General features: G+C 64.7%; 23 protein-coding genes. 10 read left to right on the top strand and 13 right to left on the bottom strand.

The features are described from left to right. Nucleotide 1: 1 nt before the first annotated feature. Nucleotides 2-1,258, bottom strand: a complete 1,257-nt coding sequence (locus ACTJK6_RS19210) for an aromatic ring-hydroxylating dioxygenase subunit alpha (protein WP_260803476.1) — start codon at nt 1,256-1,258, stop codon at nt 2-4. Nucleotides 1,259-1,290: 32 nt separating this feature from the next. Continuing rightward, a complete protein-coding gene (locus ACTJK6_RS19205) occupies nt 1,291-2,277 on the bottom strand; it encodes an FAD-binding oxidoreductase (RefSeq protein WP_440839858.1) in 987 nt (328 codons plus the stop codon). 130 nt (nt 2,278-2,407) lie between these two features. On the opposite strand from ACTJK6_RS19205, the gene ACTJK6_RS19200 reads away from it, so the two are divergent. Then, nucleotides 2,408-3,310 (top strand): LysR family transcriptional regulator, encoded by a 903-nt coding sequence (locus ACTJK6_RS19200; protein WP_260803474.1) that lies wholly within the window; start codon nt 2,408-2,410, stop codon nt 3,308-3,310. Nucleotides 3,311-3,787: 477 nt separating this feature from the next. On the opposite strand, the gene ACTJK6_RS19195 is transcribed toward ACTJK6_RS19200, so the two are convergent. From ACTJK6_RS19195 to ACTJK6_RS19160, 8 genes are all read right to left on the bottom strand, one after another. Further along, nucleotides 3,788-5,143, bottom strand: coding sequence for an MFS transporter (locus ACTJK6_RS19195; protein WP_433868336.1), 1,356 nt, complete (start codon nt 5,141-5,143; stop codon nt 3,788-3,790). 163 nt (nt 5,144-5,306) lie between these two features. Further along, a complete protein-coding gene (locus ACTJK6_RS19190) occupies nt 5,307-5,654 on the bottom strand; it encodes a cytochrome C oxidase subunit IV family protein (RefSeq protein ID WP_316677283.1) in 348 nt (115 codons plus the stop codon). 7 nt (nt 5,655-5,661) lie between these two features. Beyond that, the gene (locus tag ACTJK6_RS19185) at nt 5,662-6,354 is read right to left on the bottom strand and encodes a heme-copper oxidase subunit III family protein (RefSeq protein ID WP_322017995.1); all 693 of its coding nucleotides are present in this window, start codon (nt 6,352-6,354) and stop codon (nt 5,662-5,664) included. Further along, complete coding sequence (locus ACTJK6_RS19180) at nt 6,351-6,959, bottom strand: cytochrome c oxidase subunit 3 (RefSeq protein ID WP_322017996.1); 609 nt, start codon at nt 6,957-6,959, stop codon at nt 6,351-6,353. Before ACTJK6_RS19180 ends, ACTJK6_RS19185 begins: the two co-directional genes overlap by 4 nt. Further along, nucleotides 6,956-8,740, bottom strand: coding sequence for a cytochrome c oxidase subunit I (gene ctaD, locus ACTJK6_RS19175; protein WP_322017997.1), 1,785 nt, complete (start codon nt 8,738-8,740; stop codon nt 6,956-6,958). Before ctaD ends, ACTJK6_RS19180 begins: the two co-directional genes overlap by 4 nt. A 12-nt stretch (nt 8,741-8,752) precedes the next feature. Further along, nucleotides 8,753-9,910 (bottom strand): cytochrome c oxidase subunit II, encoded by a 1,158-nt coding sequence (locus tag ACTJK6_RS19170; protein ID WP_440839857.1) that lies wholly within the window; start codon nt 9,908-9,910, stop codon nt 8,753-8,755. 235 nt (nt 9,911-10,145) lie between these two features. Then, the gene (locus ACTJK6_RS19165; protein WP_316879848.1) at nt 10,146-10,658 is read right to left on the bottom strand and encodes a hypothetical protein; all 513 of its coding nucleotides are present in this window, start codon (nt 10,656-10,658) and stop codon (nt 10,146-10,148) included. 97 nt (nt 10,659-10,755) lie between these two features. Further along, nucleotides 10,756-11,214 carry a DUF3293 domain-containing protein gene (locus ACTJK6_RS19160; protein ID WP_440839856.1) on the bottom strand — a complete coding sequence of 153 codons (459 nt, stop codon included), beginning with the start codon at nt 11,212-11,214 and terminating at the stop codon, nt 10,756-10,758. 137 nt (nt 11,215-11,351) lie between these two features. Between ACTJK6_RS19160 and ACTJK6_RS19155 the strand changes: the two genes are divergently transcribed. Then, a complete protein-coding gene (locus tag ACTJK6_RS19155) occupies nt 11,352-11,807 on the top strand; it encodes a universal stress protein (RefSeq protein ID WP_024977942.1) in 456 nt (151 codons plus the stop codon). 105 nt (nt 11,808-11,912) lie between these two features. Then, on the top strand, nt 11,913-12,611 hold the full coding sequence (locus ACTJK6_RS19150; protein ID WP_440839854.1) for a YceH family protein: 699 nt from the start codon (nt 11,913-11,915) through the stop codon (nt 12,609-12,611). A gap of 52 nt (nt 12,612-12,663) precedes the next feature. Here ACTJK6_RS19150 and edd read toward each other — a convergent pair whose 3' ends face one another. Beyond that, the gene (edd, locus tag ACTJK6_RS19145) at nt 12,664-14,493 is read right to left on the bottom strand and encodes a phosphogluconate dehydratase (protein ID WP_316879853.1); all 1,830 of its coding nucleotides are present in this window, start codon (nt 14,491-14,493) and stop codon (nt 12,664-12,666) included. Nucleotides 14,494-14,814: 321 nt separating this feature from the next. On the opposite strand from edd, the gene zwf reads away from it, so the two are divergent. The 3 genes from zwf to ACTJK6_RS19130 are packed head-to-tail and all read left to right on the top strand — an operon-like array spanning nt 14,815 to nt 18,036. Beyond that, the gene (gene zwf, locus ACTJK6_RS19140; protein WP_260803462.1) at nt 14,815-16,284 is read left to right on the top strand and encodes a glucose-6-phosphate dehydrogenase; all 1,470 of its coding nucleotides are present in this window, start codon (nt 14,815-14,817) and stop codon (nt 16,282-16,284) included. Beyond that, nucleotides 16,284-16,988, top strand: a complete 705-nt coding sequence (gene pgl / locus ACTJK6_RS19135; RefSeq protein WP_260803461.1) for a 6-phosphogluconolactonase — start codon at nt 16,284-16,286, stop codon at nt 16,986-16,988. Before zwf ends, pgl begins: the two co-directional genes overlap by 1 nt. Further along, the gene (locus ACTJK6_RS19130) at nt 16,969-18,036 is read left to right on the top strand and encodes a glucokinase (protein WP_440839853.1); all 1,068 of its coding nucleotides are present in this window, start codon (nt 16,969-16,971) and stop codon (nt 18,034-18,036) included. The genes pgl and ACTJK6_RS19130 overlap by 20 nt, the downstream gene beginning before the upstream one ends. 19 nt (nt 18,037-18,055) lie before the next feature. Here ACTJK6_RS19130 and ACTJK6_RS19125 read toward each other — a convergent pair whose 3' ends face one another. Then, nucleotides 18,056-18,889 (bottom strand): MurR/RpiR family transcriptional regulator, encoded by an 834-nt coding sequence (locus ACTJK6_RS19125; RefSeq protein WP_440839852.1) that lies wholly within the window; start codon nt 18,887-18,889, stop codon nt 18,056-18,058. A 216-nt stretch (nt 18,890-19,105) separates the two neighbouring features. On the opposite strand from ACTJK6_RS19125, the gene ACTJK6_RS19120 reads away from it, so the two are divergent. After that, complete coding sequence (locus ACTJK6_RS19120) at nt 19,106-20,830, top strand: S53 family peptidase (protein WP_440839851.1); 1,725 nt, start codon at nt 19,106-19,108, stop codon at nt 20,828-20,830. Between the two features lie 61 nt (nt 20,831-20,891). On the opposite strand, the gene ACTJK6_RS19115 is transcribed toward ACTJK6_RS19120, so the two are convergent. Then, the gene (locus ACTJK6_RS19115; RefSeq protein ID WP_440839850.1) at nt 20,892-21,404 is read right to left on the bottom strand and encodes a hypothetical protein; all 513 of its coding nucleotides are present in this window, start codon (nt 21,402-21,404) and stop codon (nt 20,892-20,894) included. A gap of 238 nt (nt 21,405-21,642) precedes the next feature. On the opposite strand from ACTJK6_RS19115, the gene ACTJK6_RS19110 reads away from it, so the two are divergent. From ACTJK6_RS19110 to ACTJK6_RS19100, 3 genes are all read left to right on the top strand, one after another. Next, nucleotides 21,643-22,377, top strand: a complete 735-nt coding sequence (locus ACTJK6_RS19110) for a response regulator transcription factor (protein WP_260803458.1) — start codon at nt 21,643-21,645, stop codon at nt 22,375-22,377. Nucleotides 22,378-22,380: 3 nt separating this feature from the next. Further along, on the top strand, nt 22,381-23,697 hold the full coding sequence (locus tag ACTJK6_RS19105; protein WP_322018005.1) for an ATP-binding protein: 1,317 nt from the start codon (nt 22,381-22,383) through the stop codon (nt 23,695-23,697). Between the two features lie 147 nt (nt 23,698-23,844). Continuing rightward, a complete protein-coding gene (locus tag ACTJK6_RS19100; RefSeq protein WP_440839849.1) occupies nt 23,845-25,326 on the top strand; it encodes a DegQ family serine endoprotease in 1,482 nt (493 codons plus the stop codon). The last annotated feature ends 239 nt before the right edge of the window (nt 25,327-25,565 follow it).

Raw genomic sequence — 25,565 nt, 5'->3', positions numbered from 1 at the left:
GTCAGATCTCCATCACCTTGCGCCAGTATTCGTACATGCCCCGGATGAGCGTTTCCGTGACCATGTGGTCGGTGTCGCCCACCTCGCGGCCGCCCAGTTCGACCACGGTGCGGTGGCCGGGCTTCTGCTCGAAGCCTTCCTGCGAGAACTCGATGACCTCGCCGTCGTCTGCCGAGACAAAGCCGGCGGGCCCGAACAGGTTGGCCTGGCGCAGGCGGCGCTGCGTCATCTCTTCGGTGTCGTCTTCAAAACCGAAGTGGGTCCAGACGAAATCGAACGAGCCGTGACCGTTGGGCTGGATATGCCGCGTGGACACCGAATTGACCTGCTGCTGGATGATCACGCTCGGGAAGACGGTCATCATCACGGCCGTCGGGCCGCCCCACCAGGGTTCCTGCACCACGTCGAGAAAGCGGTCGTCGTGCAGCGTCATCTTCTCTTTGAAGCTTGTGACGCCGCTGGTGACGGCGCTTTTGCCGCCGGTGCCGCGCGTGGAGATCATCGCTGCATGGCGATGCAGCGCATCCATCTTCAGCTCGGACTTGTTGTCGGCACGCCAGAGCCCGAACGTGACGAACCACGTATGCAGGAGGCCCGGGTGATACGGGTCTTTGATGTTCTCCTGCATCAGCTTCCAGTTGCCCGGAATGCGCTGCTTGTTGTAGCCCAAGATCTTCAGCTTGCGGCCGTCGAATACGCGGTCGAAGTAACCGAGGATGGTGGGCCCCAGAAAGTCTTCCAATGACGGCAGGTCGTGGTCGAACGAGGCAAAGATGACCCCATTGCGCACGGCGACGTTGAGCTGCGTGAGGCCGTGTTCCTTCGGGTCAAAGTCGGCGGGCATGCCGCCCTGCACCTTGCCTTCCGACTTCACACCACGCCGGAACGGCACGCCGATCAGGTTGCCTTTCAGGTCGTAGTTCCACTGGTGGTATGGGCAGGTGAAGTCTTTGCGGTTGCCGGATTTCTCGCGGCAGAAGCGCACGCCGCGGTGCGCGCAGACGTTTTCCACTACGGCAATCGAGCCGTCCGGCGTGCGCGTGACGATCACCGAGCGTTCACCCACCACCGTGCGCTTGAAATCGCCCGCGTTGGGGATCTCCGCTTCCAGGCCGACGTAGCACCAGTGGCCGTTGTAGAACAGGCGTTCGAGCTCGCGCTGGTGGATCTCGTCGTCGGTGTACGCGCGGAATGGAATCCGGCTGCAGCCGTCGTCTTTCCAGACGGGTCTGGAAAACGTGAGGGTCGACTCTTTCATGGGCGTCTCCGAGGTTTGTAATGCGTGCTGCTTCAGACGCCAACGGCGTAGAAGGCATCCGCGTAGATGTGTTCGGGCAGCACGCCGCGCTGGCGCAGCAGCAGGCTCGCGGCGTCCACCATGACGGGCGCGCCAGCCAGATAGGCGCGCCAGCCGGTGAGGCTCGGCCAGTCGCTCGCCACGGCATCGGTGACGACGCCCGAGCGGTAGCGGCGGTCCGTATTCGATGTGGTGATGACGACGTGCGTGTGCAGGTTTGGAAGACGCTCGCGCAGCGCGTCCAGCCAATGCGTGCCGTACACGTCGATGGGCGAGCGCACGCCGAAGTACACGTGCACCGGGTTCGTCATGCGCGCATCGGCCATGCCGCGCAGGATGGACAGGATGGGCGCGAGACCCGTGCCGCCGGCTACGCAAAGGATCGGGTCTGCATTGCGGCGGCGCAGATACGCCGTGCCCAGTGGGCCGCTTACGCGTACATCGTCGCCAACCTTGAGTTCGCTTGCGATATACGAGGTGACGCGGCCATCCGGCACCACACGCACATGGAACTCCAGCGTGTTCCCTTCGTTGGCGACGGCCATGGAATACAGCCGCACATGCTTGGGCGTGAACTGCAGCGTGGCGTACTGGCCGGGCGAGTATTCGAGTGGCTTGGCGAGGTCCAGCTGGATGCGCTTGATGTCGTGGGTCATGTCCTCGATGGACACCACCTTCGACTTGACGATCCTGGCCGCGTGCACAACCACTTCATCGATTTCCGGCAGCTCGATCGCGCAGTCTTCCACCAGCGTGGTCTGGCACGCCAGCACAATCTGGCCGGAAGTCGAGGGGCCGTTCATATCTGCGCCGCCGGTCACGGCCACATTGCCGGACACGACCCGGCAGCGGCACGTACCGCAGCGGCCCGCCATACAGCTGTACGAGATGGGCACTTCGTTGGTGCGAAGGACTTCGAGCAGGTTATCGCCCGAGCGCGCGCTGACGATGCGCTGCAGTGGGGTGACGGTGACGTCCATGCCGTGTCTCCGGGCTAGTCGTTTTTCTGTGTGAACGCATCATGGCTCGCTTGACGACATACATAAATAGAAGCAACCTGATGTGTCATATCACCTGCAGTGATAATGCAAAAGCGAGAGGAGACACGCGGTGGAACTACAGGACATCGACCTCAACCTGTTGGTCGTCTTCAATGAGTTGCTTCGGCAACGTCGTGTCTCTGCCGTGGCGGAAACACTGGGCATCTCGCAACCCGCCATCAGCAATGCGCTGAACCGCATGCGCAAGTTGTTTGGGGACGAGTTGTTCATCCGCACATCGAAAGGCATGGTGCCGACACCGTTTGCCGAGACGCTGGCCGAACCCATCGCTTACGCACTCGGGGCGATCTACAACTCGCTCAACGCCACGACCAAGTTCGACCCCAAGACGAGCACACGCGCCTTCACCATCGCGATGACGGACATTGGCGAGATCTACTTTCTGCCCAGTCTGATGCGCCGCCTGGAGAAGGACGCGCCTGGGGTCACCATCAGTACGGTGCGCAACCATGCCGACACGCTGCGCGATGAAATGGAGGCCGGCCGCGTGGACCTCGCCATTGGCTTTCTACCGGATCTGAAAGCGGGGTTCTTCCAGCGCAGGCTGTTCAAGCAGCGCTATGTGTGCCTCTTCCGCAAGGGCCATCCGCTCGCCAGGAACGGCATGACAATGAAGAGCTTCCTGGAAGCCGAGCATGTGTCGATCGTCGCCGAGGGAACGGGCCACGGCATGGTGGATTCAACGATCCTGCGGGCAGGGATGTCGCGGCGCGTGAGCCTGCGTGTGCCGCACTTCGTGGCGCTGGGGCACATCCTGCAGTCGACCGACATGATTGCGGTGGTGCCCGAGGCCTATGCCACGCGTACGCTCAAACCGTTTGACCTGGCCACGGCGCCGTGCCCGGCCAAGATCCCGGATATCACCATCAATGTGCTGTGGCACGGGCGCAATCACCGCGAGCCGGCCAATCAATGGCTGCGGCAGCTGTTGTTCGAGATGTTTGCCATCTAGGCGGGCCGGCAACGCGTCGGCTTCGTCGTCGGTGAGTATTGGAGCCTCGCGCCTCACCGCCTAACACTCGAATTCCACCTTTGGATCGTGACGCTTCAAGCTCGAACACTGGCGCCCCACCGTCCGAGGGTCGAGCGTCCGGCTCGAACGCTCGAACTTGGCGCTCTGAGGGTCGAACTCCACCGCCAGAGGGTCGTGCTTCACCCGCGAACACTCGACTGCCACGCTCGGAGGCTGACGTTTCAGTCTCGAACGCTCGAAGGCGACTATCCGAGGCTCGCGCTCCGCTCTAAAACATCCGACCCATCCGTGCTCCGAGGCCTGCATTTCGTTCTGGGATCGGCGAAGTTGTCGCGTTGAGGCTGGCGTTCCGCTCCCGGACGGTCGAGCGCCGCAGTTGGAGGTCGAGATTTTCGACCTCAGACAGTGGAGCTTCACTGTTTGAGGTCCGCAATCCGCCCTCGACGGGCCGGATGCTTAGGTGCCTTCCGACGCCATGGGCAACGCCTGCCCAGCGGCGGAGCGTTTGGCTTGGCTGCCGCATAGGAACATGGCCACCGCCGCAATTGCTGCCGGCACCGCCACGATCAGGAACAGCAGCTGGAACCCGATGTTTGCCGTCAGCAAGACGCCACCCACCAGCGCACCGCACACCGAACCGAGGCGGCCCACGCCCAGTGCCCAGCTGATGCCCGTTACACGGTTGGCAGTGGGATAGAACTGCGCTGCGAACGCATTCGCGCCGATTTGCGAGCCGCTGATGCAGAAACCGACGCCCGTGACGGCAAAGGCGAGCATCGTGCCTTGCGTCACGCCGGTCAGAGCAAGGAATATGGCGCCCAGGCCGTAGGTGCCGCACAGCACGATCGTCGCGGGGTGCCGATCCATCAACCGTCCGATGATGAGCGCGCCGATGGTGCCGCCCACCTGGTACATCACCGCAATGCGCGACGCCAGCGCGAGCGACACGCCACCCGCGTGAATCAGCGTCGGCAGCCAGTTCGTCAACAGATAGACGATCAGCAGGCTCATGAAGAACACCGTCCACAGCAGCAGCGTGCCCGTGCGGAAAGCCGGCAGGAAGAGCTGCCGCACCGGCGACCCCGGCGCCTTGGCTTCATGCAGCGCGAAGCGGGTGTCGGGCGTGACGTCCAATGGCGCAATCCGGTTGAGCAGCTTGCCGACCGCTGTGTTGCTTGCGCCACTGGACACTAAATAGCGCACCGACTCCGGCAATGCAAAGGCCATCACCGGCACCAGCACCAGCGGCACGACGCCGCCGAACAGCAGCACGCTGCGCCAGCCAAAATCGGGCACCAGTTGCGCGGCAACGATGCCACCAAAGCCCGACCCCAATGTGAAGCCGCAGAACATGACGGTGGTGAGGAAGGAGCGCCGCCGCTCCGGGCAGTATTCAGACGTGAGGGCGATGGCGTTGGGCATGGCGCCGCCCAGGCCGAGGCCCGTCAGGAATCGCAACGCAATCAGCGCGCTGACGTTTGGTGCAAACGCCGATGCCACCGTGGCAACGCCAAACGCCGAGACCGTAATCAGCAGCGTGCGCTTGCGCCCGATGCGGTCGGCCAATGGGCCAAAGGCGAGCGCCCCAACCATCAGCCCCGCCAGGCCGGCACTGAACACGGTGCCCAACACGCCGGGGGTGACGTGCCAGTCCTGCACGAGCGCCGGTGCGATGAAGCCGACGCATGCGGTATCAAAGCCGTCAATGGCGACGATGAAAAAACACAGCGCGACGACGCGCCATTGGAACGCGGAAAAGCGCTGGCCATCGAGCCACGCGCGCACGTCGATGGTTGCAGGGTGGGGCAGCATGGTGTCTCCTCAGTTTTTTGTAGGTGTGCGCTGAAGGTAGCGGGCACCGAGGAGGCACGCCAGTCGGCTGGTGAATGCGCGACATTCACCAGATTGATACTGGACGGAAAAGGTAGGCGTTGTCGGCCTGGGGCGGCCCGTCAAACGACAGCCGAGAGGCGGCTCAGTGGAAGAACAACATGCGCATCCCGAACGTGTGATGCGCCTCCGCCGCCATCAACACCATCAGCACCAGCAGCGCGAGCGGCGGCATCAGGATCGCGTACACCAGGGCCAGCCGCTCCCACATCATGTGCATGAACACGGAGACGATCAGCCCAGCCTTGGCGATCATCAGCACGACGATCAGCACCCAGCGCGTGAGGCCTTCCACGCGAAAGTAATCGACCAAGTACGACAGCGTGCTGAGCACGAACAGCAGGCCCCAGATCTTCAGGTAGACGCTGATGCTGTGCTGCTGGCCATGGGTGTCGGGCGCCGCTGGCGTGGGAGATGGGTCGGTGTGGTTCATGGCTGCCTCACCACAGGTAGAACAACGCAAAGATGAACACCCAGACGAGATCGACGAAGTGCCAGTAGAGGCCCGCGATCTCCACGATCTGGAAGTTGCCGTGTTCGGCAAAGCCCGGCTGCCGGATCTTGCGTGCGATCAGCAACAGGTAGATCACGCCGCAGGTCACGTGAAAGCCGTGGAAGCCGGTGATCATGAAGAAGCATGCGCCAAACTGCGCCGCACCCAGCGGATTGCCCCAGGGCCGCACGCCTTCGAGCACGATCAGCTTGGTCCACTCGAATGCCTGCAGGCTGACGAAGCAGACGCCGAGCAATGCCGTGGCCAGCATGAGCGCGGCGGCGCGCCTGGCGTTGCGCCGGTAGCCGAAGTTGACGGCCATGGCCATGGTTCCGCTGCTGCTGATGAGCACGAAGGTCATGATGGCGATCAGCAGCAACGGCACCTCCACGCCGCCGATCTTCATGCCGAACACTTCGGCCGTGTTGGGCCACGGCACCGTGGTCGACATGCGCACCGTCATGTAGCCGATCAGGAAGCTGCTGAAGACGAAGGTGTCCGACAGCAGGAAGATCCACATCATGGCCTTGCCCCACGGCACCTTGAAGGCTTCGCGGTCGCCAGACCAGTCGTTGACGACGCCAGGCCAACCTTCGGGCAAGGCGTTGGCCGGGTCGGTGGGAAGCGTGGGGTTGCTCATGGCGTGGCTCCGTACAGCGGCCCGCAGATGGCACTGACGAATGCGGGCGTGATCCACCACATTGCGGCCAGCAGCACGAGCCACACGGCCAGCAGAAAGTGCCAGTACGTCGCGCAGAGGGCAACGGCACGTTGCGTGCGATCGGCGTTGCTGTGCAGGCGCGCGACCGTCACCGCCCAGACGACGAGACCACCGATGACATGCGCTGCATGCAGGCCGGTGAACACATATAGAAAGCTGTTGGATGGGTTGACCGACACGCCTTGCCCCGTGGCCGACAGTTGTTGCCATGCTGCCCATTGCCCGAACACGAACAGTGCGGCAAGCGCGCCACCCGCGAGTAGCCAGATCGTGCGGCGTGCGTCGGTTCGCCGTGCCAGTTCCATGGCCACGCTGGCCAGCGCCAGCGCGCCGGTGTTCCACCAAAGCAGGACCGGCTGCGGAACCGGCATCCAATCCGGCTCGCGCATGCGCATGGCATAAGCCAGGATCAGCAGCGAGAACAGCGCCGTCACCACGGCCATGAACACACGCAAGCCAATGCGCCCGGGGTGCGGCAATACAGGCGCGGTATCGGGAACAAAGTGGCGGGGAAGGGTCGTCATGTGCGCACCCCGCTGGTGTGGAGGATGTCGGTGCCCGGCGCTGCTTCCGTTCCCATGTCGGGTGCGCCGGTGGGTGGTTCGCTCTGCGGTACGAAGTCATCGGCACGGCCGGGCGGGCTGTACTCGTATGCCCACCGATAGACCACCGGCAGCGTCGGCCCCCAGTTGCCGTGCACGGGTGGCGTCTGCGGCGTCTGCCATTCGAGCGTGGTGGCGCGCCACGGGTTGGCCTCGGCCTTTTTGCCGCGCACGAGGCTCCACGCCAGGTTGAAGAGGAACAGCAACTGCGCCACGCCCACGATGATGGCGATGACGGTGATGAACGTGTTCAGCGTCTGCGCGGAGGGCGGGATGAAGCTGTAGCCCTCATACGCGTAGTACCGGCGCGGCATGCCGAGCAAGCCCAGGTAGTGCATCGGGAAGTAGATCAGGTACGTGCCGATGAAGGTGATCCAGAAATGCGCGCGGCCCAGCGTGTCGTTCAGCATGCGGCCCGTCACCTTCGGGTACCAGTGATAGAGCCCGCCGAACACCACCAAGATCGGCGACACGCCCATCACCATGTGGAAGTGCGCAACCACGAAGTACGTGTTGGACAACGGAATGTCCACGCTGACGTTGCCGAGGAACAGCCCCGTCAAGCCGCCGATCAGGAACGTGCTGATAAAGCCGATGGCAAACAGCATCGGCACGGTCAGGTGGATGTTGCCGCGCCACAGCGTGAGCACCCAGTTGTAGACCTTCAGCGCCGTCGGGATGGCAATGATGAGCGTGGTGGTGGCAAAGAAGAACCCGAAGTACGGGTTCATGCCCGAGACGAACATGTGGTGCGCCCAGACGACGAACGACAACACACCGATGATGACGATGGCCCACACCATCATCCGGTAGCCGAAGATGTTCTTGCGCGCGTGCGTGCTGATGAGGTCCGACACGATGCCGAAGGCGGGCAGCGCGACGATGTACACCTCGGGGTGGCCGAAGAACCAGAACAGGTGCTGGAACAGCAACGGGCTGCCCCCGCTGTGCTTGAGCTGCTGCCCCATCGACACCACAGCCGGTACGAAGAAGCTGGTGCCCAGGGTTTTGTCGAGCAGCATCATGATGGCCGACACGAACAGCGCCGGAAACGCCAGCAGCGCCAGCACGGTCGCCGTAAAGATGCCCCAAACGGTGAGCGGCATCCGCATGAGCGTCATGCCGCGCGTGCGTGCCTGCAGCGTGGTGGTCACGTAGTTCAGACCGCCCATCGTTGCCGCCACGATGAAGATCGCCAGCGACACCAGCATCAGCACGATGCCCCATTCGGTGCCCGGCGTGCCGGGCAGGATCGCCTGCGGCGGATACAGCGTCCAGCCTGCGCCGGTGGGCCCGCCCGGTACGAAGAAGCTCGCCACCAGCACCAGCACGGCCAGCAGATACACCCAGTAGCTGAGCATGTTGAGGAACGGAAACACCATGTCGCGCGCGCCCAGCATCAGCGGGATCAGGTAGTTGCCGAAGCCGCCCAGGAACAGCGCCGTGAGCAGGTAGACCACCATGATCATTCCGTGCATGGTGACGAACTGGTAGTAGTGGTTGGCGTCGATAAAGGCGAACTTGCCCGGAAACCCCAGCTGCAGCCGCATCAGGTTCGACAGCACAAGCCCCACCAGCCCGATGGCGATGGCCGTAAGCGAATACTGCACCGCGATGACCTTGTGATCCTGGCTCCAGACGTAGCGTGTCCAGAAGCTTTGCGGTGCGTGATCCTGGCCGTGGTCGGCGTGTGCGTAGGACATGGTTTCTCCTCGCTACGGTTTGGTGGCGGTCGCCGCTGCGTCGCCACCTTGCGCCTTGATGTACGCCACCAGCGCTGCGAGCTCCTGCTCGCTCAGGTCGAAGGTCGGCATGATGGGCGCGAAGCCTTTGACCACACGCGCTTTCGGATCGCGGATGAAGGCGCGCAGATAGGCTTCATCGGCCACTGCGGTCGAACCGTCGGCCATGGTCTGGGTGGAGCCGTACAAACCCTTCCATGTCGGGCCGACGCCTGGGCTGCCATTCACCGAGTGGCAGGCGACGCAGCCCTTGGCCTGGGCGAGCGTGTGGCCTTGCTCGGCCAATGCCTGCGCGCTGCCGCCGGCAGCGGCGGGGGCGGCCTGCACCTTGGCCTTCTGGCTCTGCTCGAAGGTGGTCTGCCGCGCGAGCCAGCGTGCAAACGATGCCTCGTCTTCCACGACCACCACGCCGCGCATGTTGGAGTGCCCGATACCGCAGAGTTGCGCGCACAGGATGTCGTAACGCCCCGCCTTGGTGGGCGTGAACCAGAACGTGGTGACCATGCCCGGCACCATGTTCATGCGTGCGCGAAACGGCGGCACGTAAAAGTCATGCAGCACATCGCGCGAGCGCGCCAGCACCTGGATCGGGCGGTTGATCGGCAGGTGCAGTTCGGGGGTTTCGATCAGGTAGTTGTCGCGCCCGTTCGGGTCGGCCGGGTTCATGCCGAACGGGTTGTCGTTGCTGATGTAGCGCACGTCGGTCGTGCCGAGCTTGCCGCCGGGGCTGGCAAAGCGGAAGCGCCATTGCCATTGCTGGCCGAGCACTTCCATCTGCAGGGCGTTCGATGGCGGGCGCACGTAATCGGCATAGACGAACAGGCCGGGCGCCAGTAGCGCCGCCACACCCACCGTGGTGACGCCGATCAGCCACCATTCCAGTCGCGTGTTGTGCGGCTCGTAGGCGGCGCGCTGGTTAGGTTGGCCATCGCGATGGCGATAGCGCAGGAGCGCTGCAACGACGAAGAGGTTGATGGCGACAAACAACACGCCGGTAATGACGATGGTGATCGTCAGCGTGTCGTCCATGCGCACCCAGTTGGAGGCGATCGGGGTGATCCACCACGGACTGGCAAAGTGAAACCCCACCGCCAGCACGACGATCAGCACGAGCGCAATCGCAAGGGCCATGGGCACCTCCCGGCGAGGGATTCCCTCAACACGCTAAAGACAGGCTAGGTCGCGCACCCGGATCGTGCAAGGCAACGTAAGGACGAGGCGCACCGCGCGTACGGATCGCGCCAATGCGGCGTCTGCGTGCTGCGCCGCAATGCAAAGCGGCCGCCTCCGGCATGGGTTGCCAGAGGCGGCCGCCTCCTGATGGCGCCGCTCAGCTTGCGGCGCCGCAGGAAAAAAGGTCGGGGGATCAGTGCATCGGTTCGCCCACGCGCCGCTCCAGCATGCCGTAGGTGATGGCCGCCGCCACCCCAAACAGCAGGTTGGCCAGTAGCGGCCCCGAGCCGCGCTCCGACACAAACCAAGGAAACACGGCCGTCATGCCGTAGAAATTCACCACGTACGCCACGATCCCGAAGACCACGCCAACGGCTGCGAGCATGCCGGGGCTCGAGTCGAAGTGGAACGGGGCGATGATGGCCCCAAGGATCATCCCCATGATCGCGCCCAGCACGAAGTGCAGCACGAGCGCCGTCGCCACGATGCTGTAGCTGAACAGGGACATCTCTTCCAGCGCGCCCCGGCCCATGACCATGGCGGCGATCTTGTGGGTCGGGCGCCATGGGCTTTCATTGAGCACCATGGTTGACCAGAAGAACTCGAGCACGATGACCAGTGCGCCGCCCACGAGGCCTGCCACGCTGGCGGCGAGCCAGTCCGGCATGCGGCGCTCCCAATGATGCGATTGCATGTGCAGTTCCATACAAACCTCCTGCTGATGTATCCACGCAAGCACTTAGGAATCGGAAGCGCCACTTAGGGTGCTGCAAAGCGCTGTCTGCCAAGTGCCCTGTGCAAAATCAGTCTGGCAGATACGGGTGCCAACGCAAGGTACAAAATCCGTGCGCATCGCACAGCACTACGGCGTTCTGCTCGAACGTGAGCATCAGGGTGTCGGCGACGGCCTCGTCTTCAATGAACAGCAGCAGGCTCGGCTCGGGCGGCCACGGGTTTGCCGGGGAATCTTCCGGTGGCCCGCCTTCGCCATCGAGCCACGGCATGCCGCGCGCGATGGCCCAGGCGAGCAGTTCAGCCTGCCGCGCAGCGTTTTCATCGGCAGACACCGGGTGGGAGAAAGGGTGATGCGCCGTCACGAAGACGGCCCACGGTGCGTTGGCTTGCGCAAGCAGAGCCGCCACGCATGGGTTGACGGCATCGACGCGCAGCAGCACGTCGCCTTCCGGCGTGCTGACGCGATACCGCGCGCTGCGGTAAGCAGCAATCAACTCGGGCGTAGGGGCGGGCGGATGGCGGTGCATTGTTGCGTCGCATGGTCGCGGCCATCTGATCTGGCGCAACGCAAAAGGGCCGTGGATGTCACAGAATAGTGCGTAGGCGGCCATGTTGCTGCCCCGGCACAGTATTCCGACAACCACTCCCCTGCGAGGCTTGAACCATGTACAAGAAGATCCTGGTCGCCATTGATGGCAGCGAAACCAGCAAGCTGGCCCTGGCTGAGGCCGTGCGCCTGGCCAAGGCATTCCAGAGCACTGTCCGCGCGGTCTATATCGTCGACAGCCCTGCCATGCTGTTCGACGTCGGCTATTACGACCCGACCGAGCTGCGCAAGTCGTTTATCCAGGCCGGCACCGCGTTGTTGGCCGACACCGCCGCAACGCTGACCTCTGCCGGTTTGCAGCAGGAAACGGTGCTGGTGGAAACGCAGAACGTGGGGGAAGATGTGGCCGCCGCTCTGCAAGGCGAAGCGGTGCGCAGTGGCGCCGATGTGGTGGTGATCGGCACGCACGGCCGCCGTGGGCTGGCGCATGCGATGCTGGGCAGCGTGGCCGAGAAGTTCATCCGCCAGGCGACCACGCCGGTGTTGTTGGTGCGCGGTCCGGCCAAGGGCTGAGTTTCGCTTGCTGTTGCGCAGGCAGGGTCGCTTGCCTGCGCGTGGCGGATATGATGCTGGGATCCGATTTGCCCCAACCCACAGCGTATCCGTCGCCGTCCCATCATGAACATCCATTCCGACGCTCCACAGCGTCGCGCCATCCGCACCCTGACCGCGCTTGAAGGCCGCGTGCTCGGCGTTCTGGTCGAAAAGCAACACACGGTGCCCGACACCTACCCGCTGACGCTCAACGCGCTGGCGGCCGGCTGCAACCAGAAAACCGCACGTGCGCCGGTCATGTCCGTGACTGAAGCCGAGATCCTCACGGCCATCGATGGGTTGAAATCGATGAGCCTCGTCATGGAAGGCAGCAGCAGCCGCGTGCCGCGCTTCGAGCACAACATGAACCGCGTGCTGGGTGTGCCAAGCCAGTCCATTGCGTTGCTCACGGTGCTGCTGCTGCGCGGTCCGCAGACCGCAGCCGAGCTGCGACTGAACGCCGCGCGGTTCCACGCCTTTGCCGATATTTCATCCGTTGAAGCGTTTCTGGACGAACTGGCCGAGCACGATCCGCCCTATGTCGTGAAGCTGCCGCGCATGCCGGGCGAGCGTGAAAGCCGCTGGATGCACCTGCTGTGCGGTGAAGTTGCGCAGGCCGAGATTCGGCAAACCGGCGGCGCTGATGAGTCCATCGCGCCGTCCGAGTTCGAGGCGCTGAAGGCGGAGCAGAAGCAGTTGGCCGACAAGGTGGCCAGGCTGCAGGCACTTGTCGAGCAGATGGCCGGTGAGCTCGGCATCTCGATCGACAAGTCGATGCTGTAGATGTAACCAGCCGGCCGAGGCATCGGGCCTCGACCGGTGGATCGTCTTCGGCTTATGCGCCTGCCGATACGAACAACGTGCAGGCACCTTCTTCCGCCGCCGACACATTGCGGCGGAAGCCCGAGAACAAGTCCCGTCCAACGCCGGCGTGGTAGTGCGAGAGATCCGGCGTGCTGACCTGGCGGGCTTTCCACTCCGCCTCCGGCACGCGCACTTGCAGCGTGCCCGCTTCCGCATCCAGCACGACGATGTCGCCATCGCGCACACGCGCCAGCGGCCCACCGTTGAGCGCTTCCGGCGTGATGTGGATGGCGGCCGGCACCTTGCCCGACGCGCCCGACATGCGGCCGTCCGTCACCAGTGCGACCTTGAAACCGCGCTCCTGCAGCACCGACAGCGTTGGCGTGAGCTTGTGCAGCTCGGGCATGCCGTTGGCGGCCGGGCCCTGATACGGCAGCACAGCCACGAAATCGCGCTCCAGTTCACCGGCCTTGAATGCATTGATCAGATCGTCCTGCGCGAGGAACACGCGTGCCGGCGCTTCCACAAAGCGATGTTCCGGCTTGACCGCCGACACCTTGATGACCGAGCGCCCGATGTTGCCGTCGAGCACGCGCAGGCCGCCGTCGGGCGAGAACGGCTCGGCCACGCCGCGCACGATGTTGGTATCGAGCGAGGCGGCGGCGCCGTCGCGCCACACCAGCTTGTCACCGTCCAGGAAAGGTTCTTGCGCATGGCGGCGCAGGCCCTTGCCCATGATCGTCGTCACGTCGTCGTGCAGCAGGCCGGCATCGATCAACTCGCGAATCACGATGGACAGGCCGCCCGCCGCCTGGAATTCGTTCACATCGGCCTTGCCGTTCGGGTACACACGCGCCAGCAGCGGAATCACGCCCGACAGATCGTTGAAGTCGTCCCACGTGAGCAGGATGCCGGCCGCGCGCGCCATCGCCACCAGGTGCAGCGTGTGGTTGGTCGAGCCGCCCGTGGCCAGCAGGCCGACGATGCCGTTGACGAAGGCGCGCTCATCCAGCACGTCGGCGATGGGGGTGTATTGGTCGCCGCTGAACACGAGCTTGAGCGCCTGGCGCGCCGATTCACGCGTGAGCGCTTCGCGTAGCGGCGTGTTCGGGTTGATGAAGGCGGTGCCCGGCAGGTGCAGGCCCATCACCTCCATCAGCATCTGGTTGGAGTTGGCCGTGCCGTAGAACGTGCAGGTGCCGGCACCGTGGTACGACTTGGATTCGGCTTCCAGCAGGTCGGCGCGCGAGAGCTTGCCCTCGGCGTAGAGCTGGCGCGTGCGGGCTTTTTCATCGTTGCTGATGCCGGTAGTCATCGGGCCTGCCGGCACGAACACGGCGGGCAAGTGGCCGAACGACAGCGCGCCGATCACCAGTCCCGGCACGATCTTGTCGCACACGCCCAAGTACAGCGCCGCGTCGAACATCTGGTGCGACAGCGCGACTGCTGTCGACAGGGCAATCGTGTCGCGCGAGAACAGCGACAGCTCCATCCCGTCCTGCCCCTGCGTCACGCCATCGCACATGGCCGGCACGCCGCCGGCAAACTGTGCGGTGCCGCCAGCGTCCAGCGCGGCCTGCTTGAGCCACGCGGGAAATGCCTCCAGCGGCTGGTGGGCAGAGAGCATGTCGTTGTACGCCGAGACAATGCCGAGGTTCGGCCGCTCCAGCGCTTTCAGGCGGATCTTCGCTTCACCCGGCATGGCCGCAAAACCGTGGGCGAGGTTCGTACACGAGAGCAGCGTACGCTCGACCCTGCGGCCGGCGTTCTTGCGGGTGACGTCCAGATAGGCCTGGCGGGGGCCGCGGCTGCGGTCGATGATGCGCTGGGTGACGGCGGCCAAAGTGCGGTGCAGGGCCATGCGGGTTCTCCTGGGGGGTAGGTCCGGACAGGACGGAATGCTGTAATTTTCCTACAAATGCGCCGAATGTGGTGCAGGGTTTTCCACAGGTACCGCATCCGATGCAGCGCCCTTAACACGGGCGAGCACGCGAATTGCGTGCCAGAAGGCGCGCCAGAACCGGTGCCCCGCGGCAAAAGTTTCGCCGGAAACGCTTGCCGGGGCAGTTTCATGAATGCCTTGCCCGCGATGTAGTAATACTACAAAATGAGCTAAAAACACGTGTTGTCTTGCTAGTCAGCTAGGCTAGCCTAATCGATGGCTCACACACAGGAGATGACGATGTCGGTGCCCGCATTCGACATGGTGTTGTTCGGCGGTACGGGCGATCTTGCCCGCCGCAAGCTGATTCCGGCCTTGTTCGATGCGCATCAGGGCGGCGAACTGCACCCGCGCGGGCGGATCTTCGCCATCGGCACGCAGCCGCTGGAGACCGCCGGCTACCTTGCCCTGCTGGAGCGTGAAACGCGCCCGACCATGCGCCTGTACTCCGGGGCGCCCGTCTCAGACGACGCCTGGGCTTCGTTTGCCGAGCGCATCGTTTATCAGCAGGTCGACGCCCGCAAGCCCGAGCAGTTCGACGGGCTGGCCGCCGCGCTGGGCGAGGACCGCGCACCAGTGACCGTGTGCTATCTGGCCACGGCGCCGGGCTTCTTCATCGACATCTGCAAGCAGCTCGCCCGTGTCGGGCTGAATACGCCGAATGTGCGGCTGGTGCTGGAAAAGCCCCTGGGCACCGATCTCGCGTCGAACGAGCGCATCAATTCTGCCGTGGCGCAATTCTTTGCCGAAGACCAGATCTACCGGATCGACCACTACCTCGGGAAAGAATCCGTCCAGAACCTGATGGCGATCCGCTTTGGCAACGCGCTGTTCGAGCCGCTGTGGCGCCGCGAATGGATCAAGGACGTGCAGATCACCATTGCCGAGCAGCTTGGCGTGGAAAAGCGCGGTGACTTCTACGATGGCGTCGGCGCGCTGCGCGACATGGTGCAGAACCACCTGCTGCAACTCCTGTGTATCGTCGCCATGGAGCCGCCGTCGAGTCTGTCCCAAGACGCCATCCGCGACGAAAAGTTGAAGATTCTGAAGGCGCTCAAGCCCATTCCGCTGCAAGAGGTGCCGGAAAAGACCGTGCGCGGCCAGTATCAGGAAGGCGCCATCGCCGGGCAGCCGGTGCAGGGCTATCTGCATGAGCAGGGCATTCCGCCTGACAGCCGTACCGAAACGTTCGTCTCGATCAAGGCCGAGATTGCCAACTGGCGCTGGGCTGGCGTGCCGTTCTACCTGCGCACGGGCAAGCGCATGCCGCAGCGCCTCGCGGAGATCGTGGTGCGTTTTCACGATGTGCCGCACGCGCTGTTTCCCAAGCCGCTGATCCAGTTTCCGGAAAACCGTCTGGTCATCCGCCTGCAGCCGGAAGAAAGCATCCGCCTGCAGTTTCTGACCAAGACGCCGGGCGCGGCGCTGGGCTTGCAGCCGTCCACGCTGGATCTGGACTTTACCGACCACGGCGGCGTGCGCCATGCCGGCGCGTATGAGCGACTGCTGATGGACGCTGTCAACGGCAAGCTCGGCCTGTTCGTGCGCCGCGATGAACAGGCCGAAGCCTGGCGCTGGGTCGAGCCGATCATTGAAGCGTGGAACGAAGCGCGCATTGCGCCCAAGGGTTACACCGCGGGCAGTTGGGGGCCGGCGGCATCGAGCGCGCTGCTCTCGCGCGACAACGCCGCCTGGCACGAGGAGATGTAATGGCGATGCGCTGGCACGCAGTTCCGGACGCCGCTGCGCAGGTGCAAGCGCTGGCAGCGGCCGTTGCCAACACGCTCACGCATGTGATCGAGGAACAGGGCAGCGCGTGCCTGGCTGTCTCTGGCGGGCGTTCGCCCATCGCGCTGTTTGCCGCGCTGCGCGTGTTGCCACTGCGCTGGGCTGATGTGTCGATCACGCTGGTCGACGAGCGTGCCGTGCCGCCCGGGCACGCCGACAGCAACGCGCGCCTTGTCCGCGAGCACCTGTTGCAGGATGCGGCAGCAGCGGCGCGCTTTTTTCCGCTGGTGTTGTCACCGCATGTGCATGGCGAATCGGTTGACGTGGATGCATGCGTGGCAACTGCCAATGATCCGTTTCAGCAACCCGACGTAGTGATACTCGGCATGGGCGACGACGGGCATACCGCATCGTTGTTTCCCGACGCGCCCGAATTGAACGAGGGCATCGATCGCACGCAGGCGCCGGCCTATCTGCCTGTGCGCCCGGGCACAGCGCCGCATCGGCGTATCAGCCTGAATCTGTCTGCGCTGTGTGCGGCGCGGCGGTTGTTCCTTTCGATCTCCGGGCCGGTCAAGCGCGGTGTGTTCGACGATGCCGCGCGAGGCGTGGCACAGCGCGCGCTGCCGGTGAGCTACGTCATTCATCAGCGGGAGGTGCCGCTCGATGTCTATTGGACTACATGAGGTGAACGCGGGCACGGGGGCCGACCAATTGGCCGACATGCTGGCCTACCCGCGGCTGGTGGCCGACGTGGGCGGCACCAACGTGCGCTTTGCGGTGGAGATGGCGCCCATGCGCCTGGCCCACATCGGTGTGCTGGCCGGCGATGACTATCCGTCGCTGGAAGCAGCCATGCGCGCGTACCTGGCATCGCTGCCGCCGGAAATCGCAACCGCTGGCGTGCGCCATGCGGCCATCGGCATCGCCAATCCGGTGCTGGGTGACCAGATCCGCATGACCAACCGCGACTGGGCGTTCTCGATCGAGGCGATGCGCCAATCGCTGGGCTTCGACACCTTCGTCGTGCTCAACGACTTTGCCGCGCTGGCGCATGCGTTGCCGTATCTGCCGGCAGACGAGCTGGAACAGGTGGGCGGCGGCGCGAGCCTGGCCGATGCACCGCGGGCGCTGCTCGGCGCCGGCACGGGCCTGGGTGTCGCATCGCTGCTGCCGACGGCGGAGGGCCGCTACATCGCGGTGGCCGGCGAGGGCGGCCATGTCGCCTTTCCGCCGATGAACGACGAGGAAGCTGTCATTTGGCGCTTCGCACGCGAGCGCTTCGGCCATGTGTCGGCCGAGCGGCTGATTTCGGGCATGGGCCTGGAGCTGATCTACGAGGCGCTGGGTGCGTGCTTCGATCTCTGGCAGCAAGGCCCAACGTTGCGCCGCGCGGCCGACATCACCGCCATCGCGCTGGGCGAGATGGAAGATGCCGCTGGCGACCACGCGCGCTGCCGTTATGCCGTCGATACGTTCTGTGCGTTTCTCGGCACCATCGCGGCCAACCTGGCGGTCACGCTGGGTGCGCGCGGGGGCGTGTACATCGGCGGCGGCATCGTCCCGCGTCTGGGGCCGGCGTTTGCCAACTCACCGTTCCGGCGCCGCTTTGAAGACAAGGGCCGCTTCTCGGCCTATGTGGCGTCGATGCCGGTGTACGTGATTCATTCCCCGTACCCGGGGCTGATCGGCCTCTGTGCTGCCATGGACCACGCGGTGGCGCAGGGACACTGACGCTGCGTTGGCGTTGGTGTTACTCGGGTTGATCGGCGTGCTGGAGTGCGCTGCCCTTGCGCAGCGCCACCTCCAGCACCAGCGCATCGAGCAGCGCCAGGTGCAACAGGCGCGCGACCATCGAGCGGTCGGCCACGGCATCGTCCACGTCTGCGGGCAGCACCACATCGGCGAGTGCCGCGAGCGGGCTGCCGGGCGCAGTCACGGCAATCACGCGCACGCCCAGTTCACGCACGCGCTCCACCGCCGTCTGCAGTTCGGGCAACGCGCCCGATTTGGAAATGGCGATCACCACGTCGCGCGCCTGCAGCACGTTCAACGACATCGACACGAGATACGGATCGCTATACGCATTCGCGGGAATGCCGTAGCGGAAGAACTTCGTCTGCGCATCGAGCGCCACGACGCCTGAACTGCCGAAGCCGTACAGGTCGATGCGGTGGGCGCTGTCGACCAGCGCAACCGCCGCATCGAGCGTGCGCGGGTCGAAGCGGTCTTGCAGCGTGGTGAGCGAATCGATGGCGTTTTGCAGGACGCGCGTGCCGGAGGGGGACGCGATGCGCGCCGGTGCAGCATCGCGGGCGACGTTGCCTTGCGCGAGCCGCAGCTTGAAATCCGACAGGCCATGGCAGCCCATCGAGCGGCAGAAGCGGATAACCGTGGGCTGACTGACACCGGCCTCGCGTGCGATGGCGGCCACCGGCAGGCTCAGCACCGTCCCGGGCTGGCGCAGCACCCAGTCGGCCACCTGGCGTTCGGCCGGAGAGAGCGACGGGCGCGCCGCGCGAATGCGCTCGCGCAGGTCGGTCGGGGCATCGGGGGTGGCGGAGGAAGTGGCTTGCTGAGCGCTCATCTGCGCGCGGGATTCGAATGGCGGATCGCATCACGATAAAGGCAAGCGCAGCCGTGCGCAACCGCCCGGCGAGGGGTTGCTAGATGCAGCGCGCTCCGAGTGCAACTGCCTGTTTTTGCACTGTTGCGAGGGCAGCGGGTTGGATACGGTGAACGACGCCCACGTCGTCACAAGCGGCGTGGTCCTGCAACGTCATACTCCTCAAAAGGACATCCGATGCTCCGTACTGCTCTCCCCATGCAGCGTTTCTCCAACCTGTGCCGCCATCTGGCGTATGCATGGCCGCTGGTGTTTGCGGCCGGGCCGCTGCATGCTGCCACCGATTGGGTCGACACCCACACCAAGGCATTCGTGACCGGCCCGCAGCTCATGGCGCGCGGTGCCGCCAACGAGGTCGCACCGGGCCAGGCGACCGACGTGCTGATCAGTCTCAAGCTGCGCAACGAGGCCACGCTGAAGACGCTTGCCCACGACGTCAACGACCCGCGCAGCCCGCGCTACCGCAAGTACCTGACGAGCGAGCAGTTCCTGGCCGACCACGCGCCCACGCAGGCGCAGGTGGATGCCGTGGTGCGCTATCTGCGGCAGAACGGTTTTATCGATATTGACGTTGCGCCCAACCGGTTGCTGGTGTCGGCGCGCGGTACGGCCGGCACGGTCAAGGCGGCATTCAACACGCCGCTGGTGCATTACCAGCTGGCCGGCCGCAGCGGGTTTGCGAACAGCGGCAAGGCGCAGGTGCCGCGCGCCCTGGGCGGTATCGTCGGCTCGGTGCTGGGCCTGCAGAACGTCGCGCGTGCGCGTCCGTTGCTGCGCGTGGGCGATGTGGCCGAAGCGCGCACGCTGGCGGCGGGCACGGCGACGGGCCACTACCCGAAGGAATTCCCGGCGCTGTATGGCGCGACCGGCGTGCCGACGGCGGCGGGCACCACCGTTGGTGTCATCACCATCGGCGGTGTATCGCAAACGCTGCGTGACTTGCGGACGTTTACGAGCAACAACGGCTACGCCACGGTGTCCACCACCACGATCAAGACGAACGGCACCAGCGGCAACTACACCGATGACCAGGAAGGCCAGGGTGAGTGGAACCTCGACAGCCAGTCCATCGTGGGTGCGGCCGGCGGCGCGGTTGGCAAGCTCGCCTTCTACATGGCCGACCTGAATGCGCCGGGCAACACGGGCCTGACCAAGGCTTTCAACAAGGCGGTGACCGACAACACCGCCAAGATCATCAACGTGTCGCTCGGCTGGTGCGAGAACGACGCCAGCGCCGACGGCACGCTCGATGCGGAAGAGGCCATCTTCACCACAGCCGCTGCGCAAGGGCAGACGTTCTCCGTGTCTTCGGGCGACGAGGGCGTCTATGAGTGCAACAACCGCGGCTATCCGGATGGCGGCAACTACAGCGTATCGTGGCCGGCATCGTCACCGCACGTGCTCGCCATTGGCGGCACCACGCTCTACACGAGCGGATCGAGCTTCGCCAGCGAGAGCGTGTGGAACGAGGGGCTCGACGGCAACGGCAAGCTCTGGGCCACGGGCGGCGGCATCAGCCAGATCCTGCCGGCACCGAGCTGGCAAGGCGGCAATGCGCGACTGTTGCCCGACGTGTCGTTCGATGCGGCGCAGAGCACCGGCGCCTACATCTACAACTACGGGCGACTGCAGCAGATTGGCGGTACGAGTCTCGCATCGCCCATCTTCGTCGGCTTCTGGGCACGGCTGCTGGCGGCCAACGGCAACCTGGGCTTCCCGGCGGCGCGCCTGTACAGCGCCATTCCGGCCAACGCGTCGCTGCTGCGCTATGACGTGGTCTCGGGCAACAACGGCTACCAGGGCTACGGTTACAACGCCGCGCAAGGCTGGGACTACCCGACGGGTTGGGGCAGCCTGAACATCGGCGCGTTGAATCAACTGATCAAATCGGGCGGATTCTGACGCGGGAGTGAGTTTGCGGGCGGTTTTGCACAAAGCGCGAGCCGCCCGCCCAGCCGCACTGCTATAGATGCTTGCGGACATCGGACTGGCTCATGTTGGCGAACTGCCGGAAGGCATCGGTGGGCACTTTCGTGACTTCGCGGATCAGGTTCAGTACGTCAGTGCTGACGTTCCATGACGTTTTTCCCATTGTGTACGGGGTTTTCTTCGTATCGGCGGTGCGCGGCAAAACCCCCATCCACCCGAGCACCGAGGAGCATTTGACGCAACACGGCTTGTCAGTGCAGTCGAGCGTGAGGTTGCGCGAATAGGTCAGGAAGGTATTCAGGTCCTTGTTGCAGACGTCGGCCCACAACTGGTGCAGGGCGTCCATTTCTGCGTGCCCGTGGCCGTTGCCAGTCTTGCCCTCGATAGAGCCGCCGCTGTAATGCAACGTGACTGTGCACTCTTCTGAGCCATCACCCGGGTTATTTGTTTTGACTGCCTGGAAGTTGCCGAAGCCTTCTTGCAGGAAGGTGATTGCGATTTCCCCATTGCCTTTCTTCAGAGTTTGGTCCGAGAGTCTGCGTGGCATCTTCGTTCTCCATTGACGTTAAGGCGCATGACGCTGCAGTACGCCTACGACGTCATCGTGGCACTCGCCTCTGGACGCAAACAGGTGCCAAGCGTCACGACATTGGCACGGGCCGGCTTCCATGGGGCGGGTGCACCGACAGCGCTATGATGCGTTCGGCGGTGAGGGCGGGTGGCATGGATGCATGCCAGAGCGTAGGCTTCAGCGTAGGTTTCTCGAATACCCCAGGTAGACAGTGATGCGTGTGCTTCTCGTAGAAGACGACGACATGATCGGCGACAGCGTGCGCAAGGGTTTGCGCCACGACGGTTTCGCCATCGATTGGGTGCGCGACGGCGAGGCTGCCGTGCACGCCGTGACCGCCCCCGGCGCTGCCGGTGCAGAATCCGGCACCACCATGTTCGATCTCATGCTGCTCGACCTCGGCCTGCCCAAGCGCGACGGGCTCGACGTGGTGCGCGAGGTGCGCCAGCGCGGTATCGCCATCCCCATCCTGATCCTCACCGCGCGCGACGCCGTGGCCGACCGCGTGGCCGGTCTCAATGCCGGCGCAGACGACTACCTGGTCAAGCCCTTCGACCTGCAGGAACTGGCTGCCCGCATGCATGCGCTGTTGCGCAGACAAGGCGGCCGTGCCGATCCGCTCATGCGCCACGGCGAGGTGCTGCTCAACCCCGTCACCCGCGAGGTGCTGCGCGCGGGGGTGCCGGTCAAGCTGTCGGGCCGCGAGTTTGCGGTGCTGCATGCGCTGCTGGCGCGGCCGGGCAAGGTGTGGTCGATCGCACAACTGCAGGACAACCTCTACGGCTGGGATGAAGAGGTCGGCAGCAACACGGTCGAGGTCTACATCCATGCGCTGCGCAAGAAGCTCGGCAGCCATTTCATCCAGAACATCCGCGGCGTGGGGTATGTGATTCCACGTGAGGCGGCAACGTCGCCTGCGGAACCTGCCGGCGACGACGCGCACCAATAACCCATGCAATCGATCCGTAAAACCCTGCTGTGGTGGCTGGCCGGCGGCCTACTGGCGGGCATTGTCATCGCCACCGGCCTGATCTACGCGCAGGCGCGCCAGGAGGCCAACGCGCTGTTCGACTACCAGATGCAGCAGGTGGCCGCCGCCTTGCCGAGCCAGTGGATCGACCCGCCGCCGCCGGCGCTCGCCGGCATTGCGCGTGACGACGATGTCGTGATCCGCATCTGGGACGGCACCGGCCGCAGCCTGTATCTCTCGCACGCGCGGCCCGATCTGCCGGACCAGGCGGAGCTGGGCTTTTCCGACGCGAATACGCCGGAAGGCCCATGGCGCATCTACAGCGTTGCGTTCGGGCCCGCCGTGGTGCAGATCGCCCAGCCATACAGCGCGCGGCACGAGGTGGCGGCGCGCATGGCGCTGCGCACGGTGGCGCCGCTGCTGATCCTGTTGCCGCTGCTGGGCTGGATCGTGTGGCTTGCCGTCGGGCGTGGGCTGGCGCCGCTGGGCTCTGTGGCCAAGCAGGTGCAGGCGCGTGATGCGGCCGCGCTGTCGCCGTTGCCCACGCAGGGCCTGCCTGACGAGATCCGCCCGCTGACGAACGCATTGAACGATCTGCTTGCGCGACTCGGCACCGCGCTCGCGCACCAGCGCGCGTTCGTTGCCGACGCCGCCCACGCGCTGCGTACACCGTTGGCCGCCCTCAAGCTGCAGTTGCAGGTGGCCGACCGCGCCGAGAACGAAGACGAACGCCGCGCCGCACATGCTGATCTGCATCGGGGTGTGGAACGCATGATCCGTCTCGTCGGCCAGTTGCTCACGCTCGCGCGGCAGGAGCCTGGCGCCGCCGATACGCAACGCGCATCCGTTGCGCTAGACGCCGTGGCGGCCGACGTGGTTGCCGAGTTGTCGCCGGCGGCAGTGCACAAGGGCATTGATTTGGGGATTGCGGTGGAGTCGCAGCCGGCTTCGGTCATGGGCAATACCGATGCGCTGCGTGTGCTGCTTGTGAACCTTGTCGACAACGCGTTGAAATACTGTCCGGCCGGGGCGCGCGTCGATGTGTCGACGGCACATACGCCAGACGGTGGCGCGCAGCTCGTGGTGGAGGACAACGGCCCCGGCATCCCTGCGGAAGAACGCGAACGCGTGCTCGATCGCTTTTATCGGCCTGCGCAGGCGCCCACGGGCGGCAGCGGCCTGGGGCTCGCCATCGTCCGCGAAATTGCGCAGGCGCACGACGCCACCCTTGCGCTGGAAGCGCGCGAGGGTGGCGGCTTGCGCGTGGTGCTGCGCTTTCCATTCAAGGCCAGCGCGTAGAAACATTTTGTTTCGTGTGATGTGCGCGTGCACCTTGCACCTTTAAGTCTCGTTTAAGTCTGCCCGCCTACGATGCCTTCAACCGATGGGCACGACAGGCGACTCCGCAGGCCGTGACCCTCGTGCTCAGCAAGAGAGGACACGACAATGACGCGTCAAACCCTGGCACGCAGTGCGGCTGGCCTGGCCGCTGTGGTCGCCGTTGCAGGCGGCTATGCCTATCTTCAAAAAGACATGATTTCGCGTGCGGTGGCAGCACCCGTGGCCACCGCAGCGGCAACCAACGCGTCCGCTCCTGGCACAGCTGCGGTGGCTGTTGCGGCGCCCATGGATTTCTCCGGCATCGTCGATCGCTACGGCCCGGCGGTGGTCAACATCAGCACCACCGCGCATGCGCAGCGCACCAGCATGCAGGGTCTGCCGCCTGGCATGAGCCCGGATGATCCGTTCTCCGAATTCTTCAAGCACTTCATGCCGCAGATGCCGCAGCAGCGCGGCGACCAGATCGTGCGCGGTCTGGGCTCAGGCTTCATCGTCTCGGCCGATGGGCTGATCCTGACCAACGCCCACGTGGTGGATGGCGCGCAAGAGGTCAACGTCAAGCTGACCGACCGCCGCGAGTTCAAGGCCAAGGTGCTGGGCGTCGACAAGCAATCCGACGTGGCAGTGCTGCGCATCTCGGCCAAGAACCTGCCGGTGGTGCAAATTGGGAGCCCAGCCAATACCAAGGTGGGTGAGCCCGTGCTGGCCATCGGTTCGCCGTACGGTTTCGAGAACACCGTCACGGCGGGCATCGTGAGCGCCAAGTCGCGCTCGCTGCCGGACGATACCTATGTGCCGTTCATCCAGACCGATGTGGCCGTGAACCCCGGCAACTCGGGTGGCCCGCTGTTCAACCAGCGCGGCGAGGTGATCGGCATCAACTCGCAGATCTACAGCCAGACCGGCGGCTACCAGGGCCTGTCGTTTGCCGTGCCGATCGATGTGGCGATGAAGGTGGAGCAGCAGCTCGTGTCGACCGGCAAGGTCACGCGTGGCCGCCTGGGCGTTGCGGTGCAGGAGGTTGACCAGTCGCTTGCCGACTCCTTCAAGCTGCCCAAGCCCGAAGGCGCATTGGTCAACTCGGTCGAAGACGGCGGCCCCGCAGCCAAGGCAGGCCTGCAACCAGGCGACGTGATCCTGCAGATTGGCGATGCACGTATCGACCGGTCGGGTGATCTGCCCGAACAGGTGGCCGACATCAAGCCTGGGACCACCGTCCCGCTGCAGATCATCCGCCAGGGCAAGCAGACCACGCTGACTGTGACCGTCGGTGCCGCCAAGGACGCCAAGGTGGCGTCCAGTGAAAAGGCTGCGCCCGACCAAGGCCGTCTGGGCTTGGCGGTGCGTCCGCTGCAACCGGAAGAGAAGCGCCAGAACGGCCTGCCTGGCGGGCTCGTGGTGATGGACGTAACCGGCCCGGCGGCCAAGGTCGGCATCCAGCCCGGCGACGTGATCCTGTCGCTCAACGGCACGCCGGTGTCATCGGTGCAGGAGCTGCGCACGCTGGTGGATCGCGCCGGCAAGCATGTCGCGCTGTTGGTGCAGCGTGACGATACGAAGATCTTCGTGCCCGTGGATCTCGGTTGACGTAGACCTCGGCGCTGCATCTCCTCGAATAGCCGGTCCCAAGGGGCCGGCTTTTTTTGTCTTGCCGGCCCTACGCCTTTGCCGGGAAAACCCTGCCTTGACTTCTAATATATCAATTAATAGATTTTGATATATCAGAAATTGGCTCCCTGCGGACATGCCTGCTCGCAACGATGCAGTCCTCCGGTAGATGCCAATACAAAAAGCAGAGAGGAGACGCATGCAATACCCCCGCCACC

This window comes from Ralstonia sp. 22086 (assembly GCF_052045975.1).
Taxonomy (GTDB): Bacteria; Pseudomonadota; Gammaproteobacteria; order Burkholderiales; family Burkholderiaceae; genus Ralstonia; species Ralstonia wenshanensis.
This window is presented reverse-complemented; position numbering and strand designations above follow the sequence as displayed.

Excerpts from the sequence above, each read along its gene's own strand:
- ACTJK6_RS19170 (WP_440839857.1), bottom strand. The coding sequence starts at position 9,910 with ATGGCCCTTGCGATTGCGCTCGTGCTGATCGTCGTGCTGGCGGTGGGG.
- ACTJK6_RS19210 (WP_260803476.1), bottom strand. The coding sequence starts at position 1,258 with ATGAAAGAGTCGACCCTCACGTTTTCCAGACCCGTCTGGAAAGACGAC.
- edd (WP_316879853.1), bottom strand. The coding sequence starts at position 14,493 with ATGGCCCTGCACCGCACTTTGGCCGCCGTCACCCAGCGCATCATCGAC.
- ACTJK6_RS19105 (WP_322018005.1), top strand. The coding sequence starts at position 22,381 with ATGCAATCGATCCGTAAAACCCTGCTGTGGTGGCTGGCCGGCGGCCTA.
- ACTJK6_RS19130 (WP_440839853.1), top strand. The coding sequence starts at position 16,969 with ATGTCTATTGGACTACATGAGGTGAACGCGGGCACGGGGGCCGACCAA.
- pgl (WP_260803461.1), top strand. The coding sequence starts at position 16,284 with ATGGCGATGCGCTGGCACGCAGTTCCGGACGCCGCTGCGCAGGTGCAA.
- ACTJK6_RS19180 (WP_322017996.1), bottom strand. The coding sequence starts at position 6,959 with ATGACGACCCTTCCCCGCCACTTTGTTCCCGATACCGCGCCTGTATTG.
- zwf (WP_260803462.1), top strand. The coding sequence starts at position 14,815 with ATGTCGGTGCCCGCATTCGACATGGTGTTGTTCGGCGGTACGGGCGAT.
- ACTJK6_RS19120 (WP_440839851.1), top strand. The coding sequence starts at position 19,106 with ATGCTCCGTACTGCTCTCCCCATGCAGCGTTTCTCCAACCTGTGCCGC.
- ctaD (WP_322017997.1), bottom strand. The coding sequence starts at position 8,740 with ATGTCCTACGCACACGCCGACCACGGCCAGGATCACGCACCGCAAAGC.
- ACTJK6_RS19115 (WP_440839850.1), bottom strand. The coding sequence starts at position 21,404 with ATGCCACGCAGACTCTCGGACCAAACTCTGAAGAAAGGCAATGGGGAA.
- ACTJK6_RS19100 (WP_440839849.1), top strand. The coding sequence starts at position 23,845 with ATGACGCGTCAAACCCTGGCACGCAGTGCGGCTGGCCTGGCCGCTGTG.
- ACTJK6_RS19185 (WP_322017995.1), bottom strand. The coding sequence starts at position 6,354 with ATGAGCAACCCCACGCTTCCCACCGACCCGGCCAACGCCTTGCCCGAA.
- ACTJK6_RS19190 (WP_316677283.1), bottom strand. The coding sequence starts at position 5,654 with ATGAACCACACCGACCCATCTCCCACGCCAGCGGCGCCCGACACCCAT.
- ACTJK6_RS19110 (WP_260803458.1), top strand. The coding sequence starts at position 21,643 with ATGCGTGTGCTTCTCGTAGAAGACGACGACATGATCGGCGACAGCGTG.
- ACTJK6_RS19150 (WP_440839854.1), top strand. The coding sequence starts at position 11,913 with ATGAACATCCATTCCGACGCTCCACAGCGTCGCGCCATCCGCACCCTG.
- ACTJK6_RS19165 (WP_316879848.1), bottom strand. The coding sequence starts at position 10,658 with ATGGAACTGCACATGCAATCGCATCATTGGGAGCGCCGCATGCCGGAC.
- ACTJK6_RS19160 (WP_440839856.1), bottom strand. The coding sequence starts at position 11,214 with ATGCACCGCCATCCGCCCGCCCCTACGCCCGAGTTGATTGCTGCTTAC.
- ACTJK6_RS19205 (WP_440839858.1), bottom strand. The coding sequence starts at position 2,277 with ATGGACGTCACCGTCACCCCACTGCAGCGCATCGTCAGCGCGCGCTCG.
- ACTJK6_RS19155 (WP_024977942.1), top strand. The coding sequence starts at position 11,352 with ATGTACAAGAAGATCCTGGTCGCCATTGATGGCAGCGAAACCAGCAAG.
- ACTJK6_RS19195 (WP_433868336.1), bottom strand. The coding sequence starts at position 5,143 with ATGCTGCCCCACCCTGCAACCATCGACGTGCGCGCGTGGCTCGATGGC.
- ACTJK6_RS19125 (WP_440839852.1), bottom strand. The coding sequence starts at position 18,889 with ATGAGCGCTCAGCAAGCCACTTCCTCCGCCACCCCCGATGCCCCGACC.